Annotated in this window: 19 protein-coding genes; 10 read left to right on the forward strand and 9 right to left on the reverse strand. The window is 72.9% G+C overall.

The window, feature by feature from the left end; all coding sequences use genetic code 11:
- Positions 1 to 48: 48 nt before the first annotated feature.
- The 4 genes from idi to H958_RS0125520 all read left to right on the forward strand — a co-directional run bounded on the left by idi (position 49) and on the right by H958_RS0125520 (position 5,680).
- Positions 49 to 582 carry an isopentenyl-diphosphate Delta-isomerase gene (idi, locus tag H958_RS0125505; RefSeq protein ID WP_028060711.1) on the forward strand — a complete coding sequence of 178 codons (534 nt, stop codon included), beginning with the start codon at positions 49 to 51 and terminating at the stop codon, positions 580 to 582.
- Entirely contained in the window at positions 582 to 1,493 is a 912-nt protein-coding gene (locus tag H958_RS40340) for a polyprenyl synthetase family protein (RefSeq protein ID WP_081686265.1), read from the forward strand. The genes idi and H958_RS40340 overlap by 1 nt, the downstream gene beginning before the upstream one ends.
- A gap of 732 nt (positions 1,494 to 2,225) precedes the next feature.
- Positions 2,226 to 4,541 (forward strand): glycoside hydrolase family 31 protein, encoded by a 2,316-nt coding sequence (locus H958_RS0125515; protein ID WP_051324812.1) that lies wholly within the window; start codon positions 2,226 to 2,228, stop codon positions 4,539 to 4,541.
- A gap of 86 nt (positions 4,542 to 4,627) precedes the next feature.
- A complete protein-coding gene (locus H958_RS0125520; RefSeq protein ID WP_028060713.1) occupies positions 4,628 to 5,680 on the forward strand; it encodes a Glu/Leu/Phe/Val dehydrogenase family protein in 1,053 nt (350 codons plus the stop codon).
- A 12-nt stretch (positions 5,681 to 5,692) separates the two neighbouring features.
- Here the strand turns inward: H958_RS0125520 and H958_RS0125525 are convergent, their stop codons facing one another.
- The 4 genes from H958_RS0125525 to H958_RS40345 form a co-directional block, all read right to left on the reverse strand.
- Positions 5,693 to 7,690, reverse strand: coding sequence for a GAF domain-containing protein (locus tag H958_RS0125525; protein ID WP_051324814.1), 1,998 nt, complete (start codon positions 7,688 to 7,690; stop codon positions 5,693 to 5,695).
- A 128-nt stretch (positions 7,691 to 7,818) separates the two neighbouring features.
- Positions 7,819 to 8,646, reverse strand: coding sequence for a phosphoenolpyruvate hydrolase family protein (locus H958_RS0125530; protein WP_028060715.1), 828 nt, complete (start codon positions 8,644 to 8,646; stop codon positions 7,819 to 7,821).
- Positions 8,643 to 9,848, reverse strand: coding sequence for a Tm-1-like ATP-binding domain-containing protein (locus H958_RS0125535; protein WP_028060716.1), 1,206 nt, complete (start codon positions 9,846 to 9,848; stop codon positions 8,643 to 8,645). Before H958_RS0125535 ends, H958_RS0125530 begins: the two co-directional genes overlap by 4 nt.
- A gap of 13 nt (positions 9,849 to 9,861) precedes the next feature.
- Positions 9,862 to 11,064, reverse strand: a complete 1,203-nt coding sequence (locus H958_RS40345) for a M24 family metallopeptidase (protein ID WP_051324815.1) — start codon at positions 11,062 to 11,064, stop codon at positions 9,862 to 9,864.
- A 133-nt stretch (positions 11,065 to 11,197) separates the two neighbouring features.
- On the opposite strand from H958_RS40345, the gene H958_RS0125545 reads away from it, so the two are divergent.
- A complete protein-coding gene (locus tag H958_RS0125545) occupies positions 11,198 to 12,091 on the forward strand; it encodes an alpha/beta fold hydrolase (protein ID WP_196807562.1) in 894 nt (297 codons plus the stop codon).
- Positions 12,092 to 12,143: 52 nt separating this feature from the next.
- Positions 12,144 to 14,714 (forward strand): ATP-binding protein, encoded by a 2,571-nt coding sequence (locus H958_RS0125550; RefSeq protein ID WP_028060718.1) that lies wholly within the window; start codon positions 12,144 to 12,146, stop codon positions 14,712 to 14,714.
- Between the two features lie 52 nt (positions 14,715 to 14,766).
- On the opposite strand, the gene H958_RS0125555 is transcribed toward H958_RS0125550, so the two are convergent.
- The 4 genes from H958_RS0125555 to H958_RS0125570 form a co-directional block, all read right to left on the reverse strand.
- Entirely contained in the window at positions 14,767 to 15,846 is a 1,080-nt protein-coding gene (locus H958_RS0125555; RefSeq protein ID WP_028060719.1) for a nitrilase-related carbon-nitrogen hydrolase, read from the reverse strand.
- A gap of 71 nt (positions 15,847 to 15,917) precedes the next feature.
- Positions 15,918 to 16,922 (reverse strand): WxL protein peptidoglycan domain-containing protein, encoded by a 1,005-nt coding sequence (locus tag H958_RS0125560; protein ID WP_037411460.1) that lies wholly within the window; start codon positions 16,920 to 16,922, stop codon positions 15,918 to 15,920.
- 94 nt (positions 16,923 to 17,016) lie between these two features.
- Positions 17,017 to 18,894 (reverse strand): fibronectin type III domain-containing protein, encoded by a 1,878-nt coding sequence (locus H958_RS40350; protein WP_081686269.1) that lies wholly within the window; start codon positions 18,892 to 18,894, stop codon positions 17,017 to 17,019.
- Positions 18,895 to 19,110: 216 nt separating this feature from the next.
- A complete protein-coding gene (locus H958_RS0125570; protein WP_028060721.1) occupies positions 19,111 to 20,331 on the reverse strand; it encodes a HupE/UreJ family protein in 1,221 nt (406 codons plus the stop codon).
- A 187-nt stretch (positions 20,332 to 20,518) separates the two neighbouring features.
- On the opposite strand from H958_RS0125570, the gene H958_RS0125575 reads away from it, so the two are divergent.
- Positions 20,519 to 21,139, forward strand: coding sequence for a type 1 periplasmic-binding domain-containing protein (locus H958_RS0125575; RefSeq protein WP_196807566.1), 621 nt, complete (start codon positions 20,519 to 20,521; stop codon positions 21,137 to 21,139).
- 35 nt (positions 21,140 to 21,174) lie between these two features.
- Here the strand turns inward: H958_RS0125575 and H958_RS0125580 are convergent, their stop codons facing one another.
- Positions 21,175 to 21,552 carry a PPOX class F420-dependent oxidoreductase gene (locus tag H958_RS0125580; RefSeq protein WP_028060723.1) on the reverse strand — a complete coding sequence of 126 codons (378 nt, stop codon included), beginning with the start codon at positions 21,550 to 21,552 and terminating at the stop codon, positions 21,175 to 21,177.
- Between the two features lie 651 nt (positions 21,553 to 22,203).
- Here H958_RS0125580 and H958_RS40355 point away from each other — a divergent pair.
- The 3 genes from H958_RS40355 to H958_RS40360 all read left to right on the forward strand — a co-directional run bounded on the left by H958_RS40355 (position 22,204) and on the right by H958_RS40360 (position 26,717).
- Positions 22,204 to 23,331, forward strand: a complete 1,128-nt coding sequence (locus tag H958_RS40355; RefSeq protein ID WP_231379401.1) for a serine hydrolase domain-containing protein — start codon at positions 22,204 to 22,206, stop codon at positions 23,329 to 23,331.
- Positions 23,332 to 23,472: 141 nt separating this feature from the next.
- Entirely contained in the window at positions 23,473 to 24,456 is a 984-nt protein-coding gene (locus H958_RS0125590; RefSeq protein WP_196807567.1) for a CapA family protein, read from the forward strand.
- Between the two features lie 332 nt (positions 24,457 to 24,788).
- On the forward strand, positions 24,789 to 26,717 hold the full coding sequence (locus tag H958_RS40360; protein WP_156028278.1) for a transglycosylase domain-containing protein: 1,929 nt from the start codon (positions 24,789 to 24,791) through the stop codon (positions 26,715 to 26,717).
- The last annotated feature ends 75 nt before the right edge of the window (positions 26,718 to 26,792 follow it).

The following is a 26,792-nucleotide window of genomic DNA, read 5'->3' on the forward strand; positions in this document are numbered from 1 at the left end:
GGCCAAGGGATGGCGCACGCGCGCGCTCCGGATCCCCATGATTCAGGTATGCACGAGGAGCTCATCGTTCTCTCCGACGAGCAGGGCAACCCCATCGGGACGGCTGAGAAGCTGTCCTCGCACCATGCCGACACGCCGCTGCACCTGGCGTTCTCGTGCTACGTGTTCGACGCCGACGGGCGCTTCCTGGCGACGCGCCGCAGCCTGGCGAAGACGGTCTGGCCGGGCGTGTGGACCAACAGCGTCTGCGGCCACCCGGCGCCGGGCGAGAGCTTCACCGACGCCGTCGAGCGGCGGCTGCAGGAGGAGCTCGGGATGACCGCGCGCGACATCGAGGTCGTGCTGCCACGCCACGTCTATCGCGCGCCGCCGTTCCACGGCATCGTCGAGCACGAGTTCTGCCCGGTGTTCGTGGCGCGCGCGGACAGCCTGCCGCGCCCGAACCCCGGCGAAGTGGCGGAGCACCGCTGGATGGCATGGGAGGACTTCGTGCTCGCCGCCTCCGGCGACACCGCCGACACGTTCTCCTGGTGGTGCAAGAACCAGCTCCGCGAGATCGCCGAGCCGCTCGGCGCCCGCTGATGGGAAGGGCCCAGGCGCAGCGCGCGATGGCGCCCGGGCCCGGCTACCCGCTGCACCTGCGCGACCTCGTCGACGACTACCTCGCCGCCCTGCGCTTCGCGCGCGAGCCGGCGACCGCCGGCCTCGAGGAGGCGATGCGCTACTCGCTGCTGGCGGGCGGGAAGCGGATCCGCCCGGTGCTGGCGCTCGCGACGGCGACGGCGGTGGGCCGCGACCCGCGCGAGGTGCTCCCGCTCGCCGCCGCGCTCGAGCTCATCCACACGTTCTCGCTGATCCACGACGACCTCCCGGCGATCGACGACGACGATGTGCGCCGCGGCCGGCCGACGAGCCACAAGCGCTTCGGCGAGGACGTCGCGATCCTCGCCGGCGACGGGCTGTACGCCGAGGCGTTCAAGCTCGTCCTGCGCGAGCAGCGCGGCGAGCCCGCGAACGTGCTCGCGGCGATCGCCGAGCTGGCCGACGCGACCGGCGTCAACGGGATGGTCGGCGGCGAGTACATCGACGTGCGCGCCCTCGCCGGCATGCGCGGCGTGGGGCTGCGCCGCCTGCACCGGCTCAAGACCGGGCGGCTGATCGGCGCCGCCGTCGAGTGCGTGCTCCTGCTCGCCGAGACGCCTGCGCCCGCGCGCCCCCACTTCCGCGCCTTCGCCGCCGAGCTCGGCGTGCTGTTCCAGATCATCGACGACATCCTCGATGTGACCGGGACCGACGCGGAGCTCGGCAAGCCGCGCGGCTCCGACGAGCGGCACGGGAAGCTCACCTACGTCAGCCGCTACGGGCTGCGCCGGGCGCGCCGGCTGGCGGCGGAGTCGCACGGCAGGGCCCGCACCGAGCTCGCCCGCGCCGGCGCGGGACGGACCGACGAGCTCGAGCAGATCGCCGACTTCGTCTACACACGCACGGCCTGATCTCAGCCTCTAGTCGAGGCTGAGCCAAGAGGCCTGCCGTCATCCCCGTCGCGCGCTTTGCGCCGCCGCGTCGGGAACCAGAGCCCCCGCGGACACGAACGACCAGTTGCTCGGCGCGATCGAGCACGACGATCATCGCCGCGCACGAGTACACGGGAGTGCCCTACGAACCTTCGAACTGTTCGAAGGTTCGTCGTGCACCCCTCGCGCGCCGCGGGCGCATCGATCACCGCTGCCGAGCGCCGCCGGCTGCCCCACGCGCCGGCGTTCCGACTCGCCACCGAGTCGCCTTGGTGGAACGCGAAGCCGTGGCGACAAACACCCTCGGCGAGAGCGCGAGGCTAGGTATGTGACGTGGCCGTTTCTCCCGTGGGTGGTCTCGTGGGCGTTGGGGGTCGGCGCGTCGACCGCCGCAGGCATCCGCGCCTGGCACGCGGGGGTCGGGTCGACCGGCGACCCGGGTCCCGCGAGGACAGGACCCGCCGGCCCCGCGAATCCGGCCCTCCGGCGTGACCGTTTCTCCCGTGGGTGGCCTTGTGGGCGTTGGGGGTCGGCGCGTCGACCGCCGCAGGCATCCGCGCCTGGCACGCGGGGGTCGGGTCGACCGGCGACCCGGGTCCCGCGAGGACAGGACCCGCGGGCCGCGCGAACCCGGCCCTGCGGAGTGACCGTTTCTCCCGTGGGTGGCCTCGTGCGCCGCTTGCGGCCGGTCGATCGGTCATTCTGCTCGGCTTGGACTCGCATCTGCGTCTCGACACGTCTCCCGTCGCCCATCCGGACGCCGTCGTCCAGGGCGACCGGTGGCGAATCACCGTGCTCGCCGCGGGGCTCGTCCGGCTCGAGTGGGCCGACGACGGCGTCTTCGAGGATCGCGCCTCGACGTTCGCGCTGCACCGCGACCTGCCCGTGCCCCGCTTCGAGCTGTCCGACGGGGAGGCCGTGCTGGAGCTCGTCACGGACCGGCTGCGGCTCGTCTACGACCGCGAGCCGTTCTCACCCGCCGGCCTGAGCATCCAGGCGCGCGGCAACGTCAGCAACTACCACAGCGTGTGGCGCTACGGCGAGCCCCTGCGCAACCTTGGCGGCACCGTGCGCACGCTCGACGACGTCGACGGCCGGGTCGCGTTCGAGCCCGGCATCCTGTCGCGCGGGGGGATCGCCGCGCTCGAGGACTCCGGCTCGTTCGTGTTCGAGGACGACGGCTGGGTGAGCCCGCGCGACGGCGGCCGGATCGACATCTACGTCTTCGCCTACGGCCATGACTACGCGGCCGCGCTGGAGGCGTTCTACGCGGTCTCCGGCCGTCCGCCGGTACTGCCGCGCTGGACGCTCGGCAATTGGTGGAGCCGCTACCACCGCTACAGCGCGGACGCCTACCTCGCCCTGATGGACCGCTTCGCCGCGGAGGGCGTGCCGCTCTCGGTCGCGGTGCTGGACATGGACTGGCACCGCGTGGACTCGGTGCCCGAGGCCTACGGCTCGGGCTGGACCGGCTACAGCTGGGAGCGGAGCCTGTTCCCGGATCCCGAGGGCTTCCTCGCCGAGCTGCACCGGCGCGGGCTGCGGGTGACGCTCAACGTCCATCCCGCCGACGGCGTGCGTCCGTACGAGGACGCGTATCCGGCGATGGCGCGGGCGCTGAGGCGCGACCCGGAGTCCGACGTGCCGATCGCGTTCGACATCACCGACCGCGCGTTCCTGGACGCGTACCTGAAGGTCGTGCACCACCCGCTCGAGGCGCAGGGCGTCGACTTCTGGTGGCTGGACTGGCAGCAGGGCACCTACTCGCGCGTCCAGGGCGTCGACCCGCTGTGGATGCTCAACCACTTCCACTTCCTGGACTCCGGCCGCGAGGGCCGGCGGCCGCTGACGTTCTCGCGCTACGCGGGGCCGGGCAGCCACCGCTACCCGATCGGCTTCTCCGGCGACACCCACATCACGTGGGCGTCGCTCGACTTCCAGCCCGAGTTCACCGCCACCGCGTCGAACGTCGGCTATGGCTGGTGGAGCCATGACGTCGGCGGCCACATCCACGGCGAGCGCGACGACGAGCTCGCGACGCGCTGGGTCCAGCTCGGGCTCTTTTCTCCCATCCTGCGCCTGCACTCGTCGAGCAACCCGTTCCTCGTCAAGGAGCCGTGGCAGTACCCGCGCGAGGCGCGCGACGCGATGGTCGCCGCGCTGCGCTTCCGCCACCGGCTCGTGCCCTACCTGCACACGATGAACCACCGCGCGGCCGTCGAGAGCGTGCCGCTGGTGCGCCCGATGTACCACCTCGCGCCCGCCGACCCGCGCGCCTACGAGGTGCCGAACCAATTCGCCTTCGGCTCGGAGCTGATCGTCGCCCCGATCACCGCGCCGCGCGACCGCGTCACGCTGCGCGGCGCCGTGCGCGCGTGGCTGCCGCCGGGGACCTGGACCGACATCTTCACCTCGACCGTCTACGACGGCGACCGCGAGATCGAGCTGCACCGGGACACGAGCACGATCCCGGCGCTGCTGCGCGCCGGCGGCATCCTCCCGCTCTCCGCAGAGGACGACCTGGACGCGACCCGCAACCCGGAGCGGCTCGAGCTGATCGTCGCCCCCGGCGCCGACGGCGTGTTCACGCTGATCGAGGACGACGGCACCGGCGCGGCGCCGGACGACATCCCGACGGCCAGGACGACGATCACCTGGCGCCAGGAGACCGGGGAGCTGACGATCGGCGCCGCCGAGGACCCGCACGGGATCCTCCCGCCCGAGCGGACGTGGACGGTCACGTTCCTGGCCGCCGGCCGCGCCGGCGAGACGCTCGAGGCCGCGCCCACCGGGGAGCCGCTGCGCATCGTCGCCGGCGCCGGCCTGCTCCCGCGCACGCCGGACCGCTCGCAGGCGCTGTTCGCGCTGCTCGACGCGGCGCAGTACGGGCATAGCGCGAAGGAGCGCGCGTGGCGGACGCTCTCGTCGGACCTGTCGCCGGAGGCGAAGCTCGCCGAGCTGCACGCGCAGTCGCTGCCGCGCGAGCTGATCGGTGCGCTCTCGGAGCTGCTGACCGCGCGAGGCTGAGGCCTCAGGCGAACCGCGCCGTAGCGCGTCAGCGAGAGCGCGCACCAGACCGGCTGCCTCCCGCCGCCCGCGGTAGGGTGCGCGCCGTGAGCGAGCTCCAGGTCCCGTTCGATCACGAGCTGGTGATCGCGCGCCACGGCCCGCGGACCGGATACCGGTTCGTGGTCGCGATCCACTCCACGGCCGGCACGGAGCCCCGGGGGCGCGCGGGCGGCGGCTGCCGCCTGGCCCGCTACGCGGATCCGCTCGACGGCCTGCACGACGCGCTGCGGCTGTCGGAGGGGATGTCGCGCAAGGCCGCGATCGCCGGGACGCGGACGGGCGGGGCCAAGTGCGTGATCGCGGTGCCGCCCGGCGAGGCGCCGTGGCCGCTGGAGGGCGAGCGGCGCGAGGCGGTGCTGCGCGACCTGGCCGAGATCGTCGATTCGCTCGAGGGCCGCTACCTGACCGGCCCGGACGTCGGGACGACGCCGGCGGACATGGAGTTCGTCCACAGCCTCACGCCGCACGCGGCCGGCTTCGCGGAAGGCGGGACGGCGCTCGGCACGGCGGTCGGCGTCCACGCCTGCATGCGCGCCGCCGCCGCGCAGGTGCTCGGCAACGCCGGGCTCGCCGGCGTGCGCGTGACGATCGTCGGGCTCGGCGGGGTGGGGGAGCCGCTCGCCCGCCGGCTCGCGGCCGACGGCGCGCGCCTCGCGGTGACCGACATCGACCCGTCGCGCCGGACCGTGGCAGCGGACCTCGGCGCCGAGTGGATCGAGCTCGACGGCGCGCAGCGGCGCGAGTGCGAGATCGTCGCCCCCTGCGCGCTCGGCGCGACGCTCACCCAGGACGAGGCCGCCGCGCTGCGCTGCCGCCTCGTCGTCGGCGCGGCGAACAACCAGCTCGCCGGCGACGGCGTCGCCGCCGCGCTCGCGGCGCGCGGGATCGCCTGGGTGCCCGACTTCGTCGCGAACGCCGGCGGCCTGCTCTACGCCGTCACCGTCGGTCGCGACCGGCGCACGCGCGAGGAGGCCTTCGAGCGGGTCGAGCGGCTCGGCGACACCGCGCTCGAGATCCTGCGCCGCGCCGAGGCGGAGGGGATCACGACGCTGGATGCGGCCGTCCGCCTCGCCGACGAGCGGCTCGCGGGCCGCTAGGAGGGGGCCTGGTCAGGCCGGAAGCGTGACGGCGAGCGTCGTGCCCTCGCCGGGCCGGCTCGTGACGGCGATCGAGCCGCCCGAGGCGGCGACGCGGTCGGCGAGGCCCACGAGCCCCGTGCCGCGCGCGGGATCGGCGCCGCCTGCGCCGTCGTCGCGGACCTCCACCCGCAGCGCGCCGGGCTCGTCGACCGCCACGACCCGCACGCTCGTCGCGCCGGCGTGCTTGACGGCGTTGGTGAGCGCCTCCGCGACGACGAAGTAGGCGGTCGTCTCGACGGCGGCGGGCAGGCGGTGCGGCGTGACATCCATCGCCACCGGCAGGTCGACGTGTGCGGCGAGCGCCTCGACGCCGGCCCGCAGCCCGCCGTGCGCGAGCGCCGAGGGCATGATGCCGTGGACCAGCTCGCGCAGGTCCTCGTTGGCCTGCTCGGCCTGCTGCAGCGCCTCTTCGACCAGGTCGGTCCCCGGGCCGCCGTGGCCCAGCGCCGCCCTGGCGAGCTGGAGCCTGAGGATGGCGTGCATCAGCCGCTGCTGTGCCCCGTCGTGCAGGTCGCGCTGGATCCGGCGGCGGCTGTCGTCGGCGGCCGCCACGAGCCGCGCTCGCGACGCCGTCAGCTCCTCGCGGCTGTCGGCGTTGGCGACCGCCGTCCCGACGAGCTCGGTGAACTGCGCCAGGCGCTCCTCGGTCCGGGGCGGCAGCGGCCCGTCGAAGGACATCGCGAGCAGGTGGCCCCAGAGCACGCCGCCCACGAAGATCGGCGCGCCGACCGCCGCCTTCAGGCCGACCGAGCGCGCCTGATCGGCGACGGGACCCTCGATGTCGTCGTAGTCGTCGATGCGGGCGGGGCGTCTCGTCTGCAGGATCCGCCACGACACGCTGTCGGCGTTCGCCGGCACGGTGACGTCGAGCGAGCTCGGGGCGCCGTGCAGCGCCACCACGGGCGCGCCTCCCTCCTCGTCGTAGCGGTGCAGCCGCATCGGCTGGCCGCCGAACAGCCGCGACGCCTGCCGCGTGACGGCGGCGAACACCTCCGGCGGCGAAGCGCCGCCGGCGACCAGCGTCGCCACCCGCCGCAGCGCCTCCTGCTCGTCGGCCAGGGACCGGAGCTCCCCGCGCGCCTGCGCGTTGGCGATCGCCGTGGCGACCAGCTCGGAGAACGCCGCGATCCGCGCCTCGGTGTCCGGCGGGAACGGCTCGGGGCAAGTAGAGGCGGCGAAGGCCACGCCCCACACGCGGCCCTCGACCACGATCGGGACCCCGACCGACGAGCGGATCCCGATCCGGCGCGCCTCTTCGATGAACGGGCCGGACTCCGGCAGCTCCGCCGACTCGAACCGCAGCGGGTGGCCGCGATCGCGCACGGCGCGCAGCGTGTCGTCGAGCCGCCGGTTGGCCCCGAGCTCGAACGGGACCTCGTGGCTGCTCCAGGCGGCGACGAGCGTCATCGTGTCGTCGGGCTCGAACCGCATCATCGACGTCTGCTCGGCGCCGATGAGCTGCGCGATCTCCTGGTTGACGGCGGCGAACAGCTCGCGGCGCGCCACGCCGCGCGCGACCAGGGTGGCCACGCGCCGCAGGGCGGCCTGCTCCTCGGCGATCCGCGCCGCCTCGGCCCGCGAGGGGACCGGTACCGCCGCGGTCTTGTCCGCCGGGTCGGCGAGGTAATAGGAGCGGCACGAGGCGATCCGGCCGTCGCGGACGTCGTAGACGTCGCAGACCGTGCCGGCCAGGCGCCATCCGAACCGTTCCTCGTCCGGGTTCACGAGGCGGTACTCGACGGCGATCGTCGTGTCCGACTCGCCGACGACGCGCTCGAGCTCGGCGCGGACGCCCGGGAACGCGCGCATCGTCCCCTCCGCGAACGCCTGCGCGGCCTGCCGGCCGTGCATCGTGCCGGCGTCGGCGCGGATCATCGCGTCCTCGTGGAACAGCTCGCCCCACGCGGCGAGATCGCGCGCGTTGTAGGCGCTCAGGTACCGCTCGACGAGCCCGCGCAGATCGCTCACTTCACCCCTGGTCCGGTCATCTCGGGGAAATGTCACGCCGGAGGTCTCCGGGTCGCACCCTTCAAGCCCCAGCCTGGCACGCCGGGGGGATCGCCCGCAAGGGCACGCCGCCCGGATCGCTTACGCGGTCAGCTCCGCTCGGCGAGCGCCTTGAAGCGGCGCATGTTCTCGGTCATCGCGACCTCGGTCGGCAACCGCTCCATGCTGGAGGCGCCGAAGAATCCGACGACGCCCTCTGTGCGATCCAGCACGTAGCGGGCGTCGTCGGGCTCGGCGAGCGGGCCGCCGTGGCAGAGCACGATCACGCGCGGGTTCTCGGCCACGGCGGCGTCGCGCATCGCCTGGATCTCCTCGACGCACTGGTCCAGCGTCTTCGCCGTCCGGGCGCCGATCGTGCCCTTCGTCGTGAGCCCCATGTGCGGGACGAGGACGTCGGCGCCGGCCTCGGCCATCGCCGCCGCCTGCAGGGGATCGAAGACATAGGGCGCCGTCAGCAGGCCCAGCGAGGCGGCCGCGCGGATCATCTCGACCTCGAGTGCGAAGCCCATGCCGGTCTCCTCGAGGTTGATCCGGAACGTGCCGTCGATCAGGCCGACGGTCGGGAAATTCTGCACGCCGGCGAAGCCGGCGTCGAGCACCTCGCCCAGGAAGCGGTCCATCAGCCGGAACGGGTCGGTGCCGCAGACGCCGGCGAGCACCGGCGTCCGGCGGGCGATCGGGAGCACCTCGCGCGCCATGTCCATGACGATCGCGTTGGCGTCGCCGTAGGGCATCAGCCCGGCCAGCGAGCCGCGACCGGCCATCCGGTAGCGGCCCGAGTTGTAGATGATGATCAGGTCGGCGCCCCCGTCCTCGGCGCACTTCGCCGAGAGCCCGGTCCCGGCGCCCGCGCCGATGATCACGCCACCGGCGTCGAGCGTCGCGCGCAGCCGCGCGCGGGCCTCCTCGCCGGTCATGCGGCGCCTCGCACGTACTCGTCGAGCTTCTCCGCCATGGCCGCGGCGAACGCCTCGTCGTTGATGTTGCAGTCCAGCTCGATCAGCTCGACCCGGTCGTCGAGGCCTTCGCGCAAGGCGGCGAACAGCGCCGCGTCGGCCTCCGGGTCGTGGAACGGCTGCCCCTCGGCGTCGATCAGCGAGACGCCGCCGAGCGGGATGAAGAGCGCCGTCGGGCCGGTGGCCCGCGAGAGCTTGCGGGCGATCCGGCGCCCCAGCTCCGCGCACTCCTCCGCGGTCGTGCGCATGAGCGTCACGGACGGATTGTGGACGTACAGGTTGCGGTCCTCGAACTGCGGCGGCACGGTGTCGCGGGCGCCGAAGTTGACCATGTCGAGCGCGCCGAGGGAGACGACCTGGGGCAGGCCGGCGCGGCCGGCCGCCTCGAGCCGCTCCGGCCCGGCGGAGAGCACGCCGCCGACGAGGTCGTCGCACAGCTCGGTGGTCGTGGCGTCGAGCACGCCGCGCAGGAAGCCGGCCTCGACGAGCGCCTCCATCGCGCGCCCGCCGGTGCCGGTGGCGTGGAAGACGAGGACTTCGTACCCGCGCGTCTCGAGCAGCTCGCGGGCGTGGTCGACGCACGGCGTGGTGACCCCGAACATCGTCGCGGCGAGCAAGGCCCGCCGCTCGCCCTGCTCGACCGGCGGCGCGCCGACCATCCCCGCCATCGCGCCGGCCGCGTTGGCGAGGATGCGCGCCGAGATCGAGTTCAGCCCGGCGACATCGGTCACCGACGCCATCAGCGTCACGTCGCTGCCGCCGACGTAGTCGCGCGTGTCCCCGGCGGCCATCGTCGAGACCATCAGCTTCGGCACGCCGACCGGCACGGCGCGCATCGCGGCCGTCGCGATCGCCGTGTTGCCCGAGCCGCCGGCGCCGAGCACGCCGTCGAGCCGGCCCTCGGCGTGCAGGCGCGCCGCGAGCGCGGCGGCTCCGGCGGCCATCGCGCTCACCGCCGCGCCGCGATCGGTCAGCGAGGCGAGGTCGGCGCCCGCCTCCGCCGCGACCTGCTCGCGCGTGATGTCCGGTTCGGCGCCGTGCGGCGCCCCCTGCGTGCCCGCGTCGGCGAGGAGGACGCCGACGCCGGACTCCAGCAGGCGCTCGCGCAGGAACGCGAGCTCGTCGCCCTTGGTGTCCAGGGTCCCGATCACGAGCACCGCCATGGCGGAAGGACTATCAGGCCGGGATCGTGAGGCTCTCGATGTCGCTCGGGTAGTCGGTCAGGATCTCGATGCCGTCTGGCGTGACCGCGACCGTGTCGGAGTGGCGGAAGCCGCCGAGGTCGGCCGCGTACAGGCCCGGCTCGACCGTGAAGACCATCCCGGGCTCGATCACCGTGTGGTCGCCGAGGTCCAGGAACGGCGCCTCGTGGTTGCGCAGGCCGATCGCGTGGCCGGTGTGCTGGCGCCAGTGCCCGAGCAGCCGGTGGTCCTCGAGATACTCCATCACCGCCGCGTCGACGTCCGAGCAGGTGACGCCCGGGCGCAGAGCCGCGAACGCGACCTGCTGGACGGCCACGGTGTGGTCGAACAGCCGGCGCATCTCGTCCGTCGGCGCGCCGATGATCATCGCGCGCTCGAGCTCGGCGTTGTAGCCCCACACCGGCGCGCTGGTCTCGCTCACGAGCACGTCGCCCGCGCGCAGCTCGATGTTGTGCGCGACGGCGTGCGCCCACGCGCTGCGCGGCCCGATCTGCCCGCGGTAGCCCGCCGCGGCGCCGTCCTGGGAGCCTTGCTGGCCGTAGTCGTCGCCGAGCGCCGCGATCATCGCGAGCGTGGCCTCCATGCCGGCCCGCAGGCTGGCCTCGGTCTCGGTCGCGCCCGGGCGGCTGTACTCCTGCAGCAGGCGGTGGGCGAGCTCGCACCAGCGCGCGCTCTCGCGGATCAGTCCGATCTCGGCCTCGCTCTTGCACATCATCATGGCCTCGATGACCGGCGCGAGCGGGAGGACCGCGCTCTCCGCCGCGTCACTGAGCGACCGGCCCCGGTAGCCGAGGATGCCGGGATAGCCGTCGCTGTCGGCGCCGATGCTGCCGCGGATGCCGAGGTCCGCGAGCAGCCGGGAGAGCAGCAGCATCGGGTGCTGCACGCCTGGATACTCAGGGTAGGACTCGACGCGCTCGAACGCCGTCTCGGCCCGCACTCGCTCGAGCTCGAAATCGGGCACGAAGACCGCCGGCTCGCCGCCCACGGCCTGGGCGACGACCACGGGCCGCTCGGTGGCGAGGAAGTTCAAGCCGGTGAAGTAGCGGATGTAGTCGGCGCCGAAGAGCACGTAGCCGCTCAATCCTTCAGCGCGCACGTGCTCCTGCAGCCGCTCGCGGCGCGCGGCCAGCTCGGCCGCCGGTATTCCCGTCCGCGGTTGCGTCGGTTGCTCCATGGGTCCCTCCTGAAAGCTCGGTTGTGCCCCGCCCGCACCCTATTGGCGGATCGTGAGAGCGACCATTGCGCGATCAGGCGAAAACAGCCGCCTTGCCTTGGACAAACCACAAGGTCCGTGCATGAATCGGCCGGTGAGCGTCCCGCTGCCGGACACGTTCCGAAGACGCGCCGTGCGGGCCGGAGAGATCACGATCAACGCGCTGACGGGCGGCGCCGGGCCGCCGGTCCTGCTGCTCCACGGCTATCCGCAGACGCATGTGGTCTGGCACCGGGTGGCGCCCGTGCTCGCCGAGCGCCACACGGTCGTCATGACCGACCTGCGCGGCTACGGCGACAGCGACAAGCCCAGCGGGGGAACCCGCCACGAGGCCTATTCCAAGCGCGCGATGGCGCGCGACCAGCTGCTGGTGATGCGCGAGCTCGGGTTCGAGCGCTTCGCCGTCGCCGGGCATGACCGGGGCGGCCGGGTCGCGCACCGCCTCGCGCTCGACGACCCGGCGGCGGTGTCCGCGCTGGCGGTGCTCGACATCGTCCCGACGCTGCACGCGTTCCGGCACGCGGACGCCGACTTCGGGCGCGGCTACTACCACTGGTTCTTCCTCGCGGCGCCCGACGGCGTCCCCGAGCGGCTGCTCGCCGACGAAGCTGTGTTCTGGATCCGGACCCACGTGCAGGCGCGCCACCATGGCGGCGCGCCGTTCGATCCCGGCGCGCTGGAGGAGTACGTCCGCTGCTTCTCCGATCCGGCGACGATCCACGCCTCCTGCGAGGACTACCGGGCGGCGGCCACGATCGACCTCGAGCACGACGCGCGCGACGCCGCCCACGGGCATCGCGTGACTGCGCCGCTGCTGGCGCTGTGGGGCCGGCACAGCTTCGTCGGGCGCAGCTACCGCGTGCTCGACGTCTGGCGCGGCTACGCGGAGCTGGTCGACGGCCGCCCGCTGCCGGCCGATCACCATCTGCCCGAGGAGGCGCCGCAGGAGACCGCCGAGGCGCTGCTCGCGTTCTTCGCCGCGGCCTGACCGGGGAGCGGCTAGTGACAAGCGGGCCCCGGAGCGGCATGCTAGGCAGGCGATGCCGCGGATCCTCGAACGCGACGCGGAGCTCGCGCGGCTGGACGACCGGCGGCGCGAGGTGCGCGGGAGCGGGCGCGGGCGGCTCGTCGTGGTCTCCGGCGAGGCCGGCATCGGCAAGTCGGCACTGGTGCGCGAGCTGTGCGCGCGTGCGAGTGGCGAGCGCGTCCGGTCTGGCGGCTGCGACGCGCTGCGCACGCCGCGCGCGCTCGGGCCGTTCGTGGACATCGCCGAGGACGCCGGCGGCGAGCTGTTGGAGACGATCGTGCGCCAGGCGCCGCCCGCCGAGGTCGCCGCCGCGCTGATGGCGGAGCTGCGCGGCGGTGGGAGCATCGTCGTGCTGGAGGACCTGCACTGGGCCGACGAGGCGACGCTCGACGTCCTGCGCCTCCTCGCCCGCCGGATCGCCTCGCTGCCGGCGCTGCTCGTCGCGACCTGCCGCGACGGCTCGGCGCCGCTGCAGGTGGCGCTGGGCGACGTGCCGGCGGACGCGATCGACCGGCTCGCGCTCGCGCCGCTCTCGCTCCAAGCCGTGCACGCGCTCGCGGGCCGGCTGGATCCGGCGGAGCTGCATCACCGCACGGCCGGCAATCCGTTCTTCGTCACCGAGGTCGTCGCCGCCGGCGGCGACATCCCGCGCACCGTGCGCGACGCCGTGCTGGCGCGCGCCGCGCGGCTGGACGAGCACGCGCGCATGGTGCTCGACGCGGTGGCGATCGAGCCCGCGCGGATGGAGCTGCGGCTGCTCGACGCGCTGGCGGACGGGGAGACGGCCGGGCTCGACGCGTGCCTGGAGGCGGGGATGCTGCAGGTCGAGCGCGCCACGATCGGCCTCCGGCACGAGATCGCGCGCGCGGCGATCGAGGAGGCGCTGTCCCCGCTGCGCCGGCTGCAGCTGCACCGCCGCGCGCTGGCGGCGCTCCAGGGGGCGATCGGGCGGCCCCCGGACCCGGCACGGCTCGCCCACCACGCCGAGGCTGCCGACGACGCCGAGGCGGTCCTGCGGTTCGCTTCGGCGGCGGCTGCGCGGGCGGCGGCGCTGGGGTCGCATGGCGAGGCGGCGTCGCAGTACGCCCGCGCCCTCCGGCACTCGGCCTGGCTCGGGTACTCGCGCCGCGTCGAGCTGCTCGAGCGGCGCTCCTACGAGTGCTACCTGACCGGCGCGATCGCGGAGGCGACGGAGGCGCGCCGCGCCGCGATGGAGCTGCACCGCGCCGCGGGCGACCGCCTGCGCGAGGGCGGCGCGCACCGCTGGCTGTCGCGGCTGGCGTGGTTCTCCGGCGAGACCGCGGTCGCGGAGGAGGAGGCGCGCGTCGCGATCGAGCTGCTGGAGCCACTCGGCCCCGGCCGCGAGCTCGCGATGGCCTACAGCAACCTCGCGCAGCTGCGGATGCTGATCAGCGACGACGACGCGGCGATCGCGTGGGGCGAGCGAGCGATCGCGCTGGCCGAAGGGCTCGGCGAGCCCGAGATCCTCGCGCACGCGCTCAACAACGCCGGCACCGCCGAGCTGCGGCGCGGCGGGAGCGCGGCCAAGCTCGAGCGCAGCCTCGCGCTGGCGCTGGAGCACGGGTTCGAGGAGCACGTCGCGCGCGCGTACGCGAACCTGGGCTCGACGCAGCTCGGGCTGCGCGACTACTCGGCCGCGGACCGCAGCCTCGACGCGGGCATCGCGTACTGCCGCGAACGCGACCTCGATGCGTGGCGGCTCTCCATGGGCGGCGAGCGCGCGCTCTCGCAGCTCGCGCGAGGGCGCTGGGACGCCGCCGCCGAGAGCGCCCGCGAGGTGCTCGCGCATCCCGGCGTCGCGATGCCGAGCCGCATCTACCCGCTCGTCGTGCTCGGCCGGCTGCGCGCCCGCCGCGGCGAGGCGAACGTCTGGCCGCCGCTCGACGAGGCGCTCGAGCTCGCGCGCGGCACCGGCGAGCTGCAGCGGTTGCATCCGGTGGCGTCGGCGCGCGCGGAGGCCCGCTGGCTGGGCGGCGAGGACGGCGCGATCGGCGCCGAGACCGTCGCGGCGCTGCGCCTCGCGGTCGAGCAGGACGATCCGTGGGCGGCCGGCGAGCTGCTCGTCTGGCGCCGCCGCGCCGGGATGGCCGACGAGGTCGCGCTCGACGCGGTCGCCGAGCCGTTCATGCTCGAGCTCGCCGGCGCGGCCGCGGTCGCGGCGGAGCGCTGGGCGCAGACGGGCTGCCCGTACGAGGCGGCGCTCGCGCTCGCGCACGCCGACCAGGAGGCGGCGCAGCGCGAGGCGCTCGGCTGGCTGCAGCGCCTCGGCGCGCCCCCCGCGGCCCTGCGCGTCGCGCGGATGCTGCGCGAGCGCAGCGCCCGCGACGTCGGCCGCGGCCCGCGCGTCGCCACCCGCGCCGACCGTAACGGGCTCACGGCGCGCGAGCAGGAGGTGCTGGGGCTGGTCGCGGAGGGGCTGCGCAACGCCGACATCGCGGCGCGGCTGTTCGTCTCCGAGAAGACGGTCGCCCACCACGTCTCGGCGATCCTGCGCAAGCTCGACGTGCGCTCGCGCGGCGAGGCCGCCGTGGCGGCCGAGCGGCTCCAGATCGCGGACCGCTAGCGGCCGCAGCGCCGCCTGCGCGCCCCTCAGCTCGTCGATCGCGGTGCCGCGCTCACGCGGTGGTCGCGGTACTCGGGTCGAGTGCCGCGTAGATGCCGCGCTCCTGCAGCGCTCGCACCTGGGGCTCCAGCACCTCGCGGCGATAGGTGTCGTGGTCGTACGGTGCGCGGTCCGCGTAGAGGTTCTTCGGGTAGATCGGCTGCTCGTAGATCAGGCGGTACTGCTCGGTCGTGAGATCCTTGAGCCAGTTTCCCCACTTCGCGTTGGCGCGGAAGTGCCGCAGTGCGTGCACGTCGATCGTCCCCGCCACCCAGGAGGAGCCGCCGCTGTAGGCGTGCTCTCCGACGACGCGGCCGAGGTGGTCGACGATCAGCGAGTGGCCGCCGAACGTGTCGATCGGCGTCTCGTCCTCGGGCGTCAGGTAGTAGGTGCCGACGTTGGGAGCGATGACGTACATGTTGTTGTCCAGCGCGCGGGCCCGGGTCTGGACGACGAACGTGTCGCTCGCGCGATGCGGGAAGGAGGCGCGATAGACGACCTCGGCGCCGTTCATCGCCAGGCCGCGGGCGTTCTCGGGATATGAGCCCTCGTTGGCCATCATGATCCCGAGCCGGCCGATCTCGGTGTCCGCCACCGGGTAGAAGGCGTCGAGCGTCGCGCCGTAGAGCTCGATCCAGCGGTCGAAGACGTTGTGCGGGGTGACCGAGTGCTCGACGGGGAGCAGCGGCACGACCTTGTGGTGGCGGAGCACGACCTGGCCGTCCGGGTCCAGCACGAAGCCGACGTTGAAGAACCGGCCCGGGAACTCGGGATGCCGGGCCTTGGCCTGGGCCATCACGAACACGCCCCACTTGCCAGCCAGGCGCCCGAGCTCGTCGGTCTCGGGCCCGGGGATGTCGATCGCGCACTCGCGCGCGAACGTCTCGTGGTCGACGTCGAGCACCTCGTCGTTGAACCCCTGAAGCGCCCCTTCGGGGATCGCGACCAGGCGTACCGGCAGGTCGAGCCCACCGAGCCACGTCGACGCCGTCATGAGGTGGTCGATGTGCTCGAGGTTGCGGCGGATGTCGTCGCGGCGCCGGATTCCCCACATCGTTGGGACCAGCCCGATCGCCTGATACGGCTCGACCATCAGCTTCTCCTCCACTGGGACGGAAACCGGCATCGTCCCAGACTTCCGAGCATGCACGGGCAGGCGCCCGGTCACTTTCGAAACCACTGCGGAGCCGCGCCCCGCAGGCGAGGCCGAAGAGCCACACCTGCGACGACGAGGCCGCACAGGACGATGATTCCCAACAGCAGAGACCACGGGACCGTCCAGGCGTGCCCCGATGCCTTGGTGGCGGCGAGCGGCGCGATCGAGCCTGCCGCGTCGGTGAGCAGAGGGACGAGTGTGACGGTCGCCCTCAGCCTGAGCGCAGGAGCCACACCGTGCAGCGGCACGGACTCCTTCCACATGTCACCAGGCAGCAATGGGGGCGAGTCGGCGATCTTCCTGCCACCAACCGCCCAGCGGCCGAAGGGACCGGAGGCGGACACCGCTTGGCGGGCGGTGAGGATGGCGTTGCCCGTGTTGTGGATCGTATAGGTGACGGTCGCGTCTCCCTTCCCGAACGGGTTGGGCGTATGCGAGTAGTGCACGCGCACGCTCTCGACCGAGAGGCTCGGCTTGATCGCTCCGGCTACACGCAGGCGGATCCGGATGCCGACTCGCCGGTCCACGTCGCTCCCGCCCGCTGCGGCGGTCTGCGCCGGCGAGGTCACGATGCCGCCCACGTAGTCGCCCGGCGCGGCGTCCTCGGGAAGGGTGATTGCGAACGGCACCTCGACCGATTCGCCGGACGGGACCGTCACGTCGTCTCGGTCCGGGTGTACCCATGCACCTACCGCCGTCGACTTCGCATCCTTGGTGACCAGGTCGAGCCGGCCCGCGTGGGTGGTGAAGCCGTCGGCGGCGTAGAGAGTGAGGTGGAGCGGCGTGGTGGCGCGGTTGACGACGACGATGCCGTCCTCGAGTCGTCCGCCCGGATTGATGGTGTAGCCGTAGTTCTGCCGGTCGGCCCCGAAGTCGTTGGCGGCCGTCTTTACCGTCCAGGGGACGGCGTCGTCCGCAGCCGCGGCAGGCCGGGCGACCAACCCGAACAGCCCCGACGTGGCCAACAGCAGTGCGACCGCGGCGGTGCGGCGTGTGGGCGGGTGCAACGTCATGGTCCTCGGGGAGTCTGGGAACTGGGGGTAAACGCACGAGTGGGATGGGCGCCGATGGCGCCCACCCCGTCACCGCTGTGGGACTTACCGGTCGTTACGGATTCGTCGTCGACAGCGTGAACGTCAGCGTCTTCGCGTACGTGCCGGTCCGCAGCGGCTCGTTCGCGGCGATCGACTGCTTGAAGTCGATCGCGACGTTGTCATTGGAGACCGGCGCCGCGTAGGTCCTCACCGTCGCCGGCAGCGGCGTGCCCGCGACCCGCAGCGGCGAGGCGAGCGCGAACGTGCCGTTCACCAGGCGGCCCGGCGCGGTCGAGCTCGGGTCGGTCACGGCCAGCGTCGCGTCACCCGCGGTGGACGTCACGGTCGCCGTCGTCGAGGCGGTGTAGTCGTTGCCGACGCCGGGCGTGAAGGCACCGAAGCTCGCCGGCGCGCCGAGCGTCAGCGCGAGCGTCGGCGGGACCGTCCCGCCGACGCCGGCCTCGACGGGGGGCGCGGCGAACCGGTGGATCACGACCTTGTCGACCGTGGAACCGACCGGCTGGGCCGGGCTGGCGCCGCTGTTCGGGCCGCACCAGGACACGTTGCCGCGCTCGACTGCGGCATTGGGGGCGGCGCAGGTGCCGCTGCGGATGTTCTCGACGACGAGCGCGTTCTTGCCCACCTCGACCTTGACGTAGGTGCGGACGTGCTCCTGGTTCTCCACCGAGTTGGCCCAGTGTCGCTTGCCGGTGGGGTCCAGCGGGTCCGGACCGAAGTCCGAGCCCACCTTCGGGGCCGACAGGTCGTAGTACTTCGAGCCCGACGAGGAGTTGCCCGTCACGTAGATGACCCCACCCGGACCCTCGGACACCTGGGCGGCGCCGGGCTGCTCATCCGCGTTGGCCTTCTGGCCGTTCTTGATCGCGTAGCTGCGCGAGTAACTGTGATCGTGACCCTGCAGGACCAGGTCGACGCCGAGGTTCGAGAAGGCGGTCGGGAAGTCCCGGCGGCGCTGCTGGTTGTCACTGTCGTTGGCGTGATCGGCAGGCGAGTAGATCGAGTGGTGGTAGACGAGCACCGTGTACTTGGCGTCGGCCGCGTGCGCGTTGACGACATCGGTGACGTAGCCGATGTGCGCGGCGTCGGAGCCGTTGGCGTACGCGTTGCTGTTGAGGTGGATGAACAGGACGCCCTTGTAGATGTACCAGTAGTCGCCGCCCGACTGGGTCGTCGAGTTGCCCGAGTAGAAGGGCGCGGAACGGTCGGTGTTCGGGGTCCAGAAGTGCTGGTCGTACGCCTTGCCGCCGACGTCGTGGTTGCCGATGGTGGGCGCCCACGGGTACTGGCGGAGCTTGTCGGACGCGAGGAACGCGTTCCACTGCGTCTCGGTGTTCGCGGTCTCGACCTGGTCACCGCCCGACACGAGCAGCTCGGCGTCCGGGTTCGCGGCGAGGGACACGTTCAGGGTGTCCTGCCAGCCGGCGCCGTCCTTGGCCACATCCCCGGACGAGCCGATCTGCGGATCGCCGAAGAACAGGAAGTCGAAGTCACCGTCGAACTTCTGGGTCTTGAACGCGTACGCCGGCGACCAGGCGCCCTCGGCGCCGACGCGATAGGAGTACGCGGTGTTCTCCTGGAGGCCATCGATCGCGGCGTGCGCGTTGTAGCCGCCGTTGACGCTGTTCGCGGCCACGGTGGCCGCGAAGGTGACGGCGTTCGCGGGGAACTCGCCGTTCACGAGCTGAGAGGTCGGCGCGAGCTGCACCGCCTGCGCGGTGTTGGCCGAGGTGTACCAGGACACGACACGCTGCGACGCGTTGGCGCCGACGCTGAGGACGATGCCGGAGGACGTCGCGGGAGCTTGAGCACCGGCGATGGTCATCGAGCCGATGCCGAACACCGCCGACACGGCGACGGCCGCCAGGCCGGCGTTCACCGCCGGTCGGCGTCGACCACGCCGCGGGGGCCGTGGCGAATTAGAGGACCTCATTGTCCTGTTGGAGAGCTTCACCGACGTTTCCTTCCCTTTCGTCGATATGAGTGGACCGCGCGTAGCTTCCAGCAGCCGGTGTAGCCGGATGTGAACGGTGCGTGACGAATCCATGGCACTTGCGCGAATGTCTGAGGCCGGGCCGGATGTGACCGGCCGGCGGGCGCGCCGGCGCCGAGGCGACCTGCGCCAGAACCGCCCATCCATCAGCCGCGGTCAGCCCTGCATCACGCGCTGCACGAACCACACCAGGCCCGTCGCGGTCACGACTGCGGCGATCCCTCCGGTCGCCGAGAGCCCGGCGAGCGGTGCGCGGCGGCGCAGCAGGGCGAGCAGGGGGAAGACGACCAAGATGATCCCGAGCTGCACGCTCTCGATACCGAGGTTGAAGACGAACAGCGACGACAGAAGCGTCCACGACCAGGCCCGGTCGATCCCGAGCGCCGAGGCGAACCCGAGCCCGTGCACCAGGCCGAAGCAGAACACCACCGCGAGCCGCGTCCGCCCCGCGGCGTCGAGGCCAAGGCGCCCTTGACCCACCGTCTCGAGGTCGGTGGCGTGCGATCCGCGCCGCCAGATCCGCCACAGGTACAGGCCTGCGACCACCGCGATCGAGAGCGCGATGACAGGCTCGACGAGCGACGCTTGAACGTGCACGACGCCGAGAGCGGCCAGGATGAAGGTCACCGAGTGGGCAAGGGTGAAGGTCGTCGCCGCCAAGACGATCTCGCGCAGACGGCGTGACCCGGCGATGAGCGCCAGCAGGAACAGGATGTGGTCGATGCCGGTGAGGAGGTGCTCGGCCCCGAGGCGGAAGAACTCCCGGAATTGCTCGAGCAGCGACTGCTGCGTGGAGAACGACGGCTGGCGCGCATCGAGGCTGGCGCTGCCGGTATTCAGGTCGAGGTCGTACGTCACGATCGTCTTGGTGTCGCGCACGTAGCCCTCGGAGTTCGGGAACAGCTCGCTGCGCAGCACGTGCGCGTCGGCGGCTTCCGGGCACCGGTAGTCGAGAACCAGCAGCGCGTACGGGACGCCGTCGCGCTGTTGGATCCTGAAGCCGCCGTCCCGCGCGGGGGTGCACGCGTCTGCCCCCTTGGCGGTGACGCCGAAGCGCCTGGTCACGTAGGCGAGGACGGAGCCGGCGTGGGCGTCGAGCGCGGCCGTCTGCTCCGCCGAGTCGCGGTCCTCGAACGCGGCGGTGCCGGCCCGGAAGAGTGCATCGTCCTTCTCGGAGTCGGCGGCGGAGACGACAAGCAGGTCGTACTCCAACCCGAGCGCCGCGCGGACGTGCTCCCTCGCCGGAGACGTGGCATCGACGTACACCACTGAGCTGAACCCGTGGGCGAAGGCGGAGGCTGCCGTTACGAGCAGGACTCCTACCGTGGCCGCCGCCAGGACGATAGAGCGGATGCGATGTCGAACGCGGTACGCCATGGCTTCCCTTCGGCGGGGCATCCTGGCTGCCGCAGGTACACGAACGGTGAACGATGTGTGAACGAGCGGCGACCCGACCTGACGACTGGTAAGAAGTGCGCGTCACTGCCCGCAATCCGGAAAGACGATCTTCTTGCGCTCTCGACCCCGGCGCGCCTGCGCTCTGCTCGTAACGGTCGCGACGGCCGTGCTGGTCAGCGGCTGCGGCTCCAGCGACGACTGGTCCGCGCCGCATACGAAGCCCACCGCCGTCGGGACCCTTGGTCCGGGGTTCGTCGACCGCACCGCGCCGCCCGCCCCGGAGGCGACCATCACGCCGCGTCTTGGGTCCTGGGACGGGGTCCACCCGTCGAAGGGCTACCGCGTGGTGCTTCTGACGGCAGGCGAAGACCTCCCGACAAGGACGCTGGTGGGCGCGGTGACGAGGTGGGCCGAGCAGGAGCACGTGAGCCTCAAGACCGTCACCGCCGCCGACCCCGGCCAGTTCGTCTCGCGCATCAGCCGAGCCATCGACTTGGCGCCCGATCTGGTCATCACTGCCGGCAACGCCCTCGTCGACCCCTTGGCGCTGGTGACTCCCAACCACCTCGACCAGCAGTTCCTCGTCATCGGGGCAGAGTTGGCCGAGCCGACCCAGAACGTGACCGCGACGGACTGGACCGGCGCCTCGTTCCGCGGCGAGGGACTCGGCATGCCCACCGCCTACGATCCCGCCACGTTCACCCGCGAGCGCGCCGCGCGCGCCGTGCGGGCCGGTGTCGCGGCCGTGCTCAACGGCCTCACCGGAATCGTGATCCGGCTCGACTGAGTACGACTCCGTGGTTGTGCGCCACGGAAACGCGCCTACCGCTGCACCGTGCGCGCGCTGCGCGCCCGCTCGAGCCCCCAGGTGACGATGCGCTCCGGATGGATCCGGATCAACGCCGTCGGCAGCGCGATCGCCTCGCCGCGCCCGCGGATCTCGATGCCGCGCGGGTGCCACGGGTCTGTGCTCTCGAGATCGTCGATCACGATCGCGGCTCGCCCCGTCCGGCCCACGTCGCGGAACTTCTTCGACCGCTCGAGCTCGTAGCCCCCGACGTCGATCGTGTCGCGTACGGCGTTGTAGATCCAGGCGACCGGCACCACGTGCGGCGTGCCGTCCGCACCGACCGTCGCGAGCCGTCCGAGCTGGCGCCCCCCGGCCAGGTAGCGAAGCTCAGCCTCCCTGAAGACGCTCATCGTCATGCTCCCGCGCTGCCGTGAGGCGCGCACGCGTGGCGATTCCGCGCGCGGGCCAAGGAGAACTGTCGCCCATGCACAGGGCACCGTACATGCCGCTCACGCGCGCCGACCCAGGCACGGAACCCGCAATGGCTAGCGCCGGCATTCCGGACGAGGCGCGATCCGGCCGTAGGCGGGAGAGCCGCGACCGGAGTTTCACCGTGCAATTTCGCTCAAGCGGCTGAACCGACGTCTGGGTTGTTCTCGATGCCGCCCGCGCGAGGAGGCGGGACGTCGCACAGGGCGTCGAATGTGGGCGCATGACTCGCCTTGAAGCTGACCACGACCTGACGTAGCGCATCACCCTTCGGCGAGCGCACTCGATGCGAGGCGCTTCGGCCCTGGCCCCGCGGCCGGGCGGCTCAGCCCGGCGGTGTACGCGCCTAGCGCGCCGACGCGACCCCCCGATCGCGACGACCGCGACGAGGACCGCGACCAACGCACTGCAAACGGCCGGTGAGTGGTTGCGTCGCGCACGCCGCAGGCGTACGGTGCAAGTGCTTGCCGTTGCGCGGCAGGTTCGACGTATCGCTGCTCGTCGGAAGAGGCTTCATGCTTTCGAATGCCCTACGAGCTGTCGCCGTGCCCCGCTCGGGTACCGGCGTCGTCATGGCGTGCCTGGTCGCGGGCCTTGTCGCGATCGGCGTGACGGCCCCCTCGGGCGCGGCCCGGGAGCGTTCTGATCGCCTGACGAGAAGCCTGCCAGGGCTCCGTGTGGCGCTTGACCGGCTCGTCGCGGCGGGAGCCCCGGGCGCGGTGGTGCTCGTCCGCGACGGTGACCGCACGGTCCGGCTGGCCAGAGGGCTTGCGGACCGGGCTCACAGGACGCCGATGCGCGTGAGCGACCGTTTTCGCGTGGGCAGCGTGACGAAGACGTTCGTCTCGACGGTCGTCCTGCAGCTTGCGGGCGAGGGCAGGCTGTCGCTCGACGACACGGTCGAGCGGTGGCTGCCGGGGCTGGTTCCCGACGGCCAGGGCATCACGATCCGGCAGCTGCTCAACCACACCAGCGGGCTCTACGACTACACCGAAGACCCCTCGGTGCTCAAGCCCTACCTGCATGGCCATCTGCGGGTCGTCCGGGCGCCCCGCACGCTGGTCGGGCGGGCGATCGCGCATCCGCCGTTGTTCGCGCCCGGCGCGAACTGGTCGTACTCGAACACCGGGTACATCCTGCTCGGGCTCATCGTCGAGTCCGCGGGCGGCGACTCGCTCGAGGCGCAGCTGAAGCAGCGGATCTTCACGCCCCTCGGTCTTCGTCATACGACGTTCGACACGTCGCCGCGGATCGGGGGCCGACACGCCCACGGCTACCTCGCGCTCGGCAAGCGGCCCCTTCGGGACGTCACCGTCTTCAGTCCTTCCTTCGCCTGGGCCGCCGGCGCTATCGTCTCGACCGCCGACGACCTCGCCCGCTTCTACCGCGCGCTCCTCCAAGGCCGTCTGCTGCGCCCGGATCTCCTCGAGGCCATGAAGACGACGGTGGCGATGGGCCCCCCGGGCGAGTCGTACGGGTTCGGGCTGTGGAGGACCCGGAGCATGGGCCTGTCGCCGACCAACAAGCTGGCGTGCGGGTCGGTCTGGGGCCACAACGGCGACTTCCCCGGCTACCTGAGCAATGCGTTCTCCAGCGAGGATGCCGCGCGCCAGATGGTGGTCCTCATCAACACCGACTCGCTGCGCAGGCCCGCCCAGCGGGCACTGGTCCGCGTCGGGGACATCGCGGCCTGTGCCTGACGGCCGGCTCTGAGGAGGTCACGCTGTTCCGGAGCGCGGCGGGCGGCCGGCTGATCCGCGTGCGTGTCGTCGCCCGCGCCGGCTTCGTCGCACTCTACGGCCGCCACGGTGTCGCGCCGCCCAGCTGGGAGGCCGCCGCCGGTGGCGACTGATGCCGATCGGCTGCGGGTCGCGCTGGCCGGTGACACGATGCTCGGCCGCGGGGTGGCGGAAGCGATCGCGCGGTCGGGGCGCGCGCCGGTGGCGCCGGAGGTCGTTGCCGCGGCGGCGGAGGCCGACATCTTCATCCTCAACCTCGAGTGCTGCATCTCCGATCGCGGTCGCCGGTGGCCCGACCCGCGCAAGCCGTTCTTCTTCCGCGCCCCGCCGCTGGCCGCCGAGCTGCTCGCCGGGATGGGCGTCGGCTGTGTCACGCTCGCCAACAACCACGCCCTCGACTACGGCCCGGAGGCGCTGCTCGACACCCTCGACCACCTCGCCGCGGCCGGCATCGCCTGGGCCGGCGCCGGACCTGACGCCGCGACTGCGCGGGCGCCCCGCCTGCTCACGGCGCGCGGCATGCGGCTCGCGGTGCTGGGCGCGTCCGATCACCCCGAGGACTTCGGCGCCGGACCCGACCGACCGGGCATCGCGTATGCGGACCTGCGCAGCGACGCGAGTGGAGGCTGGCTCACCAACGCCGTGGCGGCCGCGCGCCGTGATGCCGATGCCGTGCTCGTCGGCCCGCACTGGGGGCCGAACATGACCCTCGGCCCGTCGGCGGCGATCCGCCGCGCCGCGCGGGCGATCGTGACGGCGGGCGCGACGCTGGTGGCCGGTCACTCTGCCCATGTCCCTCATGGCGCCGAGCGCGCCGTGCTCTACGACCTCGGCGACTTCGTCGACGACTACGCGGTCGACCCGCGCCTGCGCAACGACCTCGGACTGCTGTTCCTCGTCGACCTCGGCGCCGGCGGCCCGCAGCGGCTCGAGGCCGTCCCGCTCAAGATCGAGCGCTGTCTGACGCGCATCGCCCGCGGCGACGACGCCGAATGGATCCGCCGCCGGTTCATCGCGGCCTGCGCCGAGCTGGGGACCGCAGCCGCTGAACGCGACGGCCGCGTCGTCGTGCCCGAGTGGGCGTGAGGGTACCGCTCGGTGGTGTTTCCGGTCGTCGAACTCCTCCGCTCGTCGGTTTCCTATCACCGCCACTCGCATCCGGCGAGGAGGGCGTTAGCGTCTGCAGCGACGGCTGATCGATAGGCCCTAGCGGGAGGGCCGCAGTGAAGAAACGTCCGGTTCAGAGTGGTCCTGCGCCACCGCCGAAGCGGCGGCGACGCGAGCGAGCCGATCGGCGCGCTCGGCCGGAGCTGCCCCCTGTCAGCACCGGACCGGAGCCTCCCGTCCTCGACGACGGCGCTCGGGTGGCGCCGCTGTCCGCGCGCCGAAGGCAGCGGCGCCGGACGCGCCGGCGTTCGATGCTGCGCGGAGCCGTGCTCGTGTGCCTGGTCGCCGGGCTGGCGGTCGCCGGCGCCGGGGCCGCGGTCGCCGTCTTGTTCATCGACGATCCGCCGGCGCTGCTGCGCTGCGATCTCGGGTCCGCACACGCTCGGCTCCTCGGCCGGAACACGTTCCTCGAGACGTCCGACGGGCTGCGTCTGGGAGCCGTGCCGTCGACATGGAACCGCGAGCCCGTGCCGCTCGCCCGCATGTCGCCCTGGCTGCCCAGCGCGACGGTGGCGATCGAGGACCGCCGGTTCTGGACGCGGGACAGCGCGCTCGACCCGGAGGCGATCATCCGCGCCGCGGTCGCGAACTACCATGCGGGCAGGCCCGTCCAGGGCGGCTCCACGCTCGTCCAGCAGCTCGTCCGGGACCGCTACCTGCGGGCCCCGGCGCCGACGTTCGCGCGCAAGCTCAAGGAGGCATGCCTGGCCGCGCAGCTGGAGCAGCGGGACTCCAAGCGGACGATTCTCGGGGCCTACCTGAACGAGGTCTACTACGGCCATCATGCGTACGGCGCGCAGGCCGCGGCCGAGACGTACTTCTCCCGGCCGGCGCGCCGCCTGACGCTCACCCAGGCGGCGCTGCTCGCCGGACTGCCGCAGGCTCCGTCGGTGTACGACCCGCTCGACCATCCGCGGACGGCGCGCCGGCGCCGGAACGAGGTGCTCACCGCCCTGCGGACGTCCGCGGAGATCTCACCATCCCGCTACCGGGCCGCCGTCCGCAGCTCGCTCCACCTGCGGCCGAGCCGGCGTTATACCGCGCTCGCCGCGCAGCCGTTCTTCGAGTACGCCCGGCGCGAGCTGGTGCGCAGGTTCGGCCGCTGGCGCGCGCGCCACGGCGGCCTGCGCATACGTACGACCCTCGACTCGCGCCTCCAGCGCCTGGCGACCCGCGCCGCCCACGCGTGGCTCGGGCGTCCGGCGGACCCGGCCACCGCGATCGTCGCGATCGATCCGTCCACGGGCGCGATCCGCGCGATGACGGTCGTCGCACCCGGCCACGGCAGCCTGAAGTTCAACCTCGCGAGTCAGTCGCGCCGGCAGGCAGGCAGCACCTTCAAGACGTTCGCGCTGACGGCCGCGATGGAGGCGGGAATCCCACTCGGATCGGTCTGGAACGGCCCGAGCTCGCTGACGATCCCGAACCGCCGTTGCATGAACGCGAACGGTGCGTGGGTCGTGCACAACTACGCCGACGAGGCGCATGGGACGATGACGCTGCTGCAGGCGACGGCGTTCTCCGTCAACACGATCTTCGCGCAGGTCGCGATGCGCGTCGGGCCTGAGCGGGTCGTCGATGCCGCCCACCGCATGGGGATCGAGTCGCCGCTGCGGCCGGTGTGCTCGATCACGCTCGGGCCGGAGGGCGTCTCGCCGCTGGAGATGGCCGATGCCTTCGCCACGCTCGCCGCGCGGGGAATCCACCATCCGCCGGGGGCACTGGCGCGGGTCACCGCCTCCGACGGAGCGGTGCTCACGCGGCTCCGGCATGGCGGAAGGCGCGCGCTGTCGCGGACCGTCGCCGATCACGTGACTTACGCCCTCGCGGGAGTGGTACGCAGCGGAACCGGAACCGCCGCCGGCCTCGACCGCCCCGTGGCCGGTAAGACCGGCACTGCGGAAAGCTTCAAGGACGCATGGTTCTGCGGCTTCGTCCCCCAACTGGCGACGTGCGTCTGGGTCGGCTATCCGCAGGCGGAGCTCCCGCTCCTGAACCTCGACGGCTTCGGGCAGGTGGTGGGCGGCTCGATCCCCGCGAGGATCTGGCACGACTTCATGGCACCCGCTCTCAGCCGCACCCCGGTCCGCCGACTCCCTACCCCGAGCGTCACCCGCCTGCAAGCGAAGTCCGTCTACGCTCCGGGCGGCGCGACGGCCCCGCCCCAGACGTCCCGCTGATAGGCCATCGCGAGCCGGACCGGCCACCGGGGGTCCGACGGCAGACGAGCAGTCATGGCGTCCGCGCGGGCGCGC

It is taken from the genome of Candidatus Solirubrobacter pratensis, assembly GCF_000425945.1.
In the GTDB taxonomy this organism is placed as follows: domain Bacteria; phylum Actinomycetota; class Thermoleophilia; order Solirubrobacterales; family Solirubrobacteraceae; genus Solirubrobacter; species Solirubrobacter pratensis.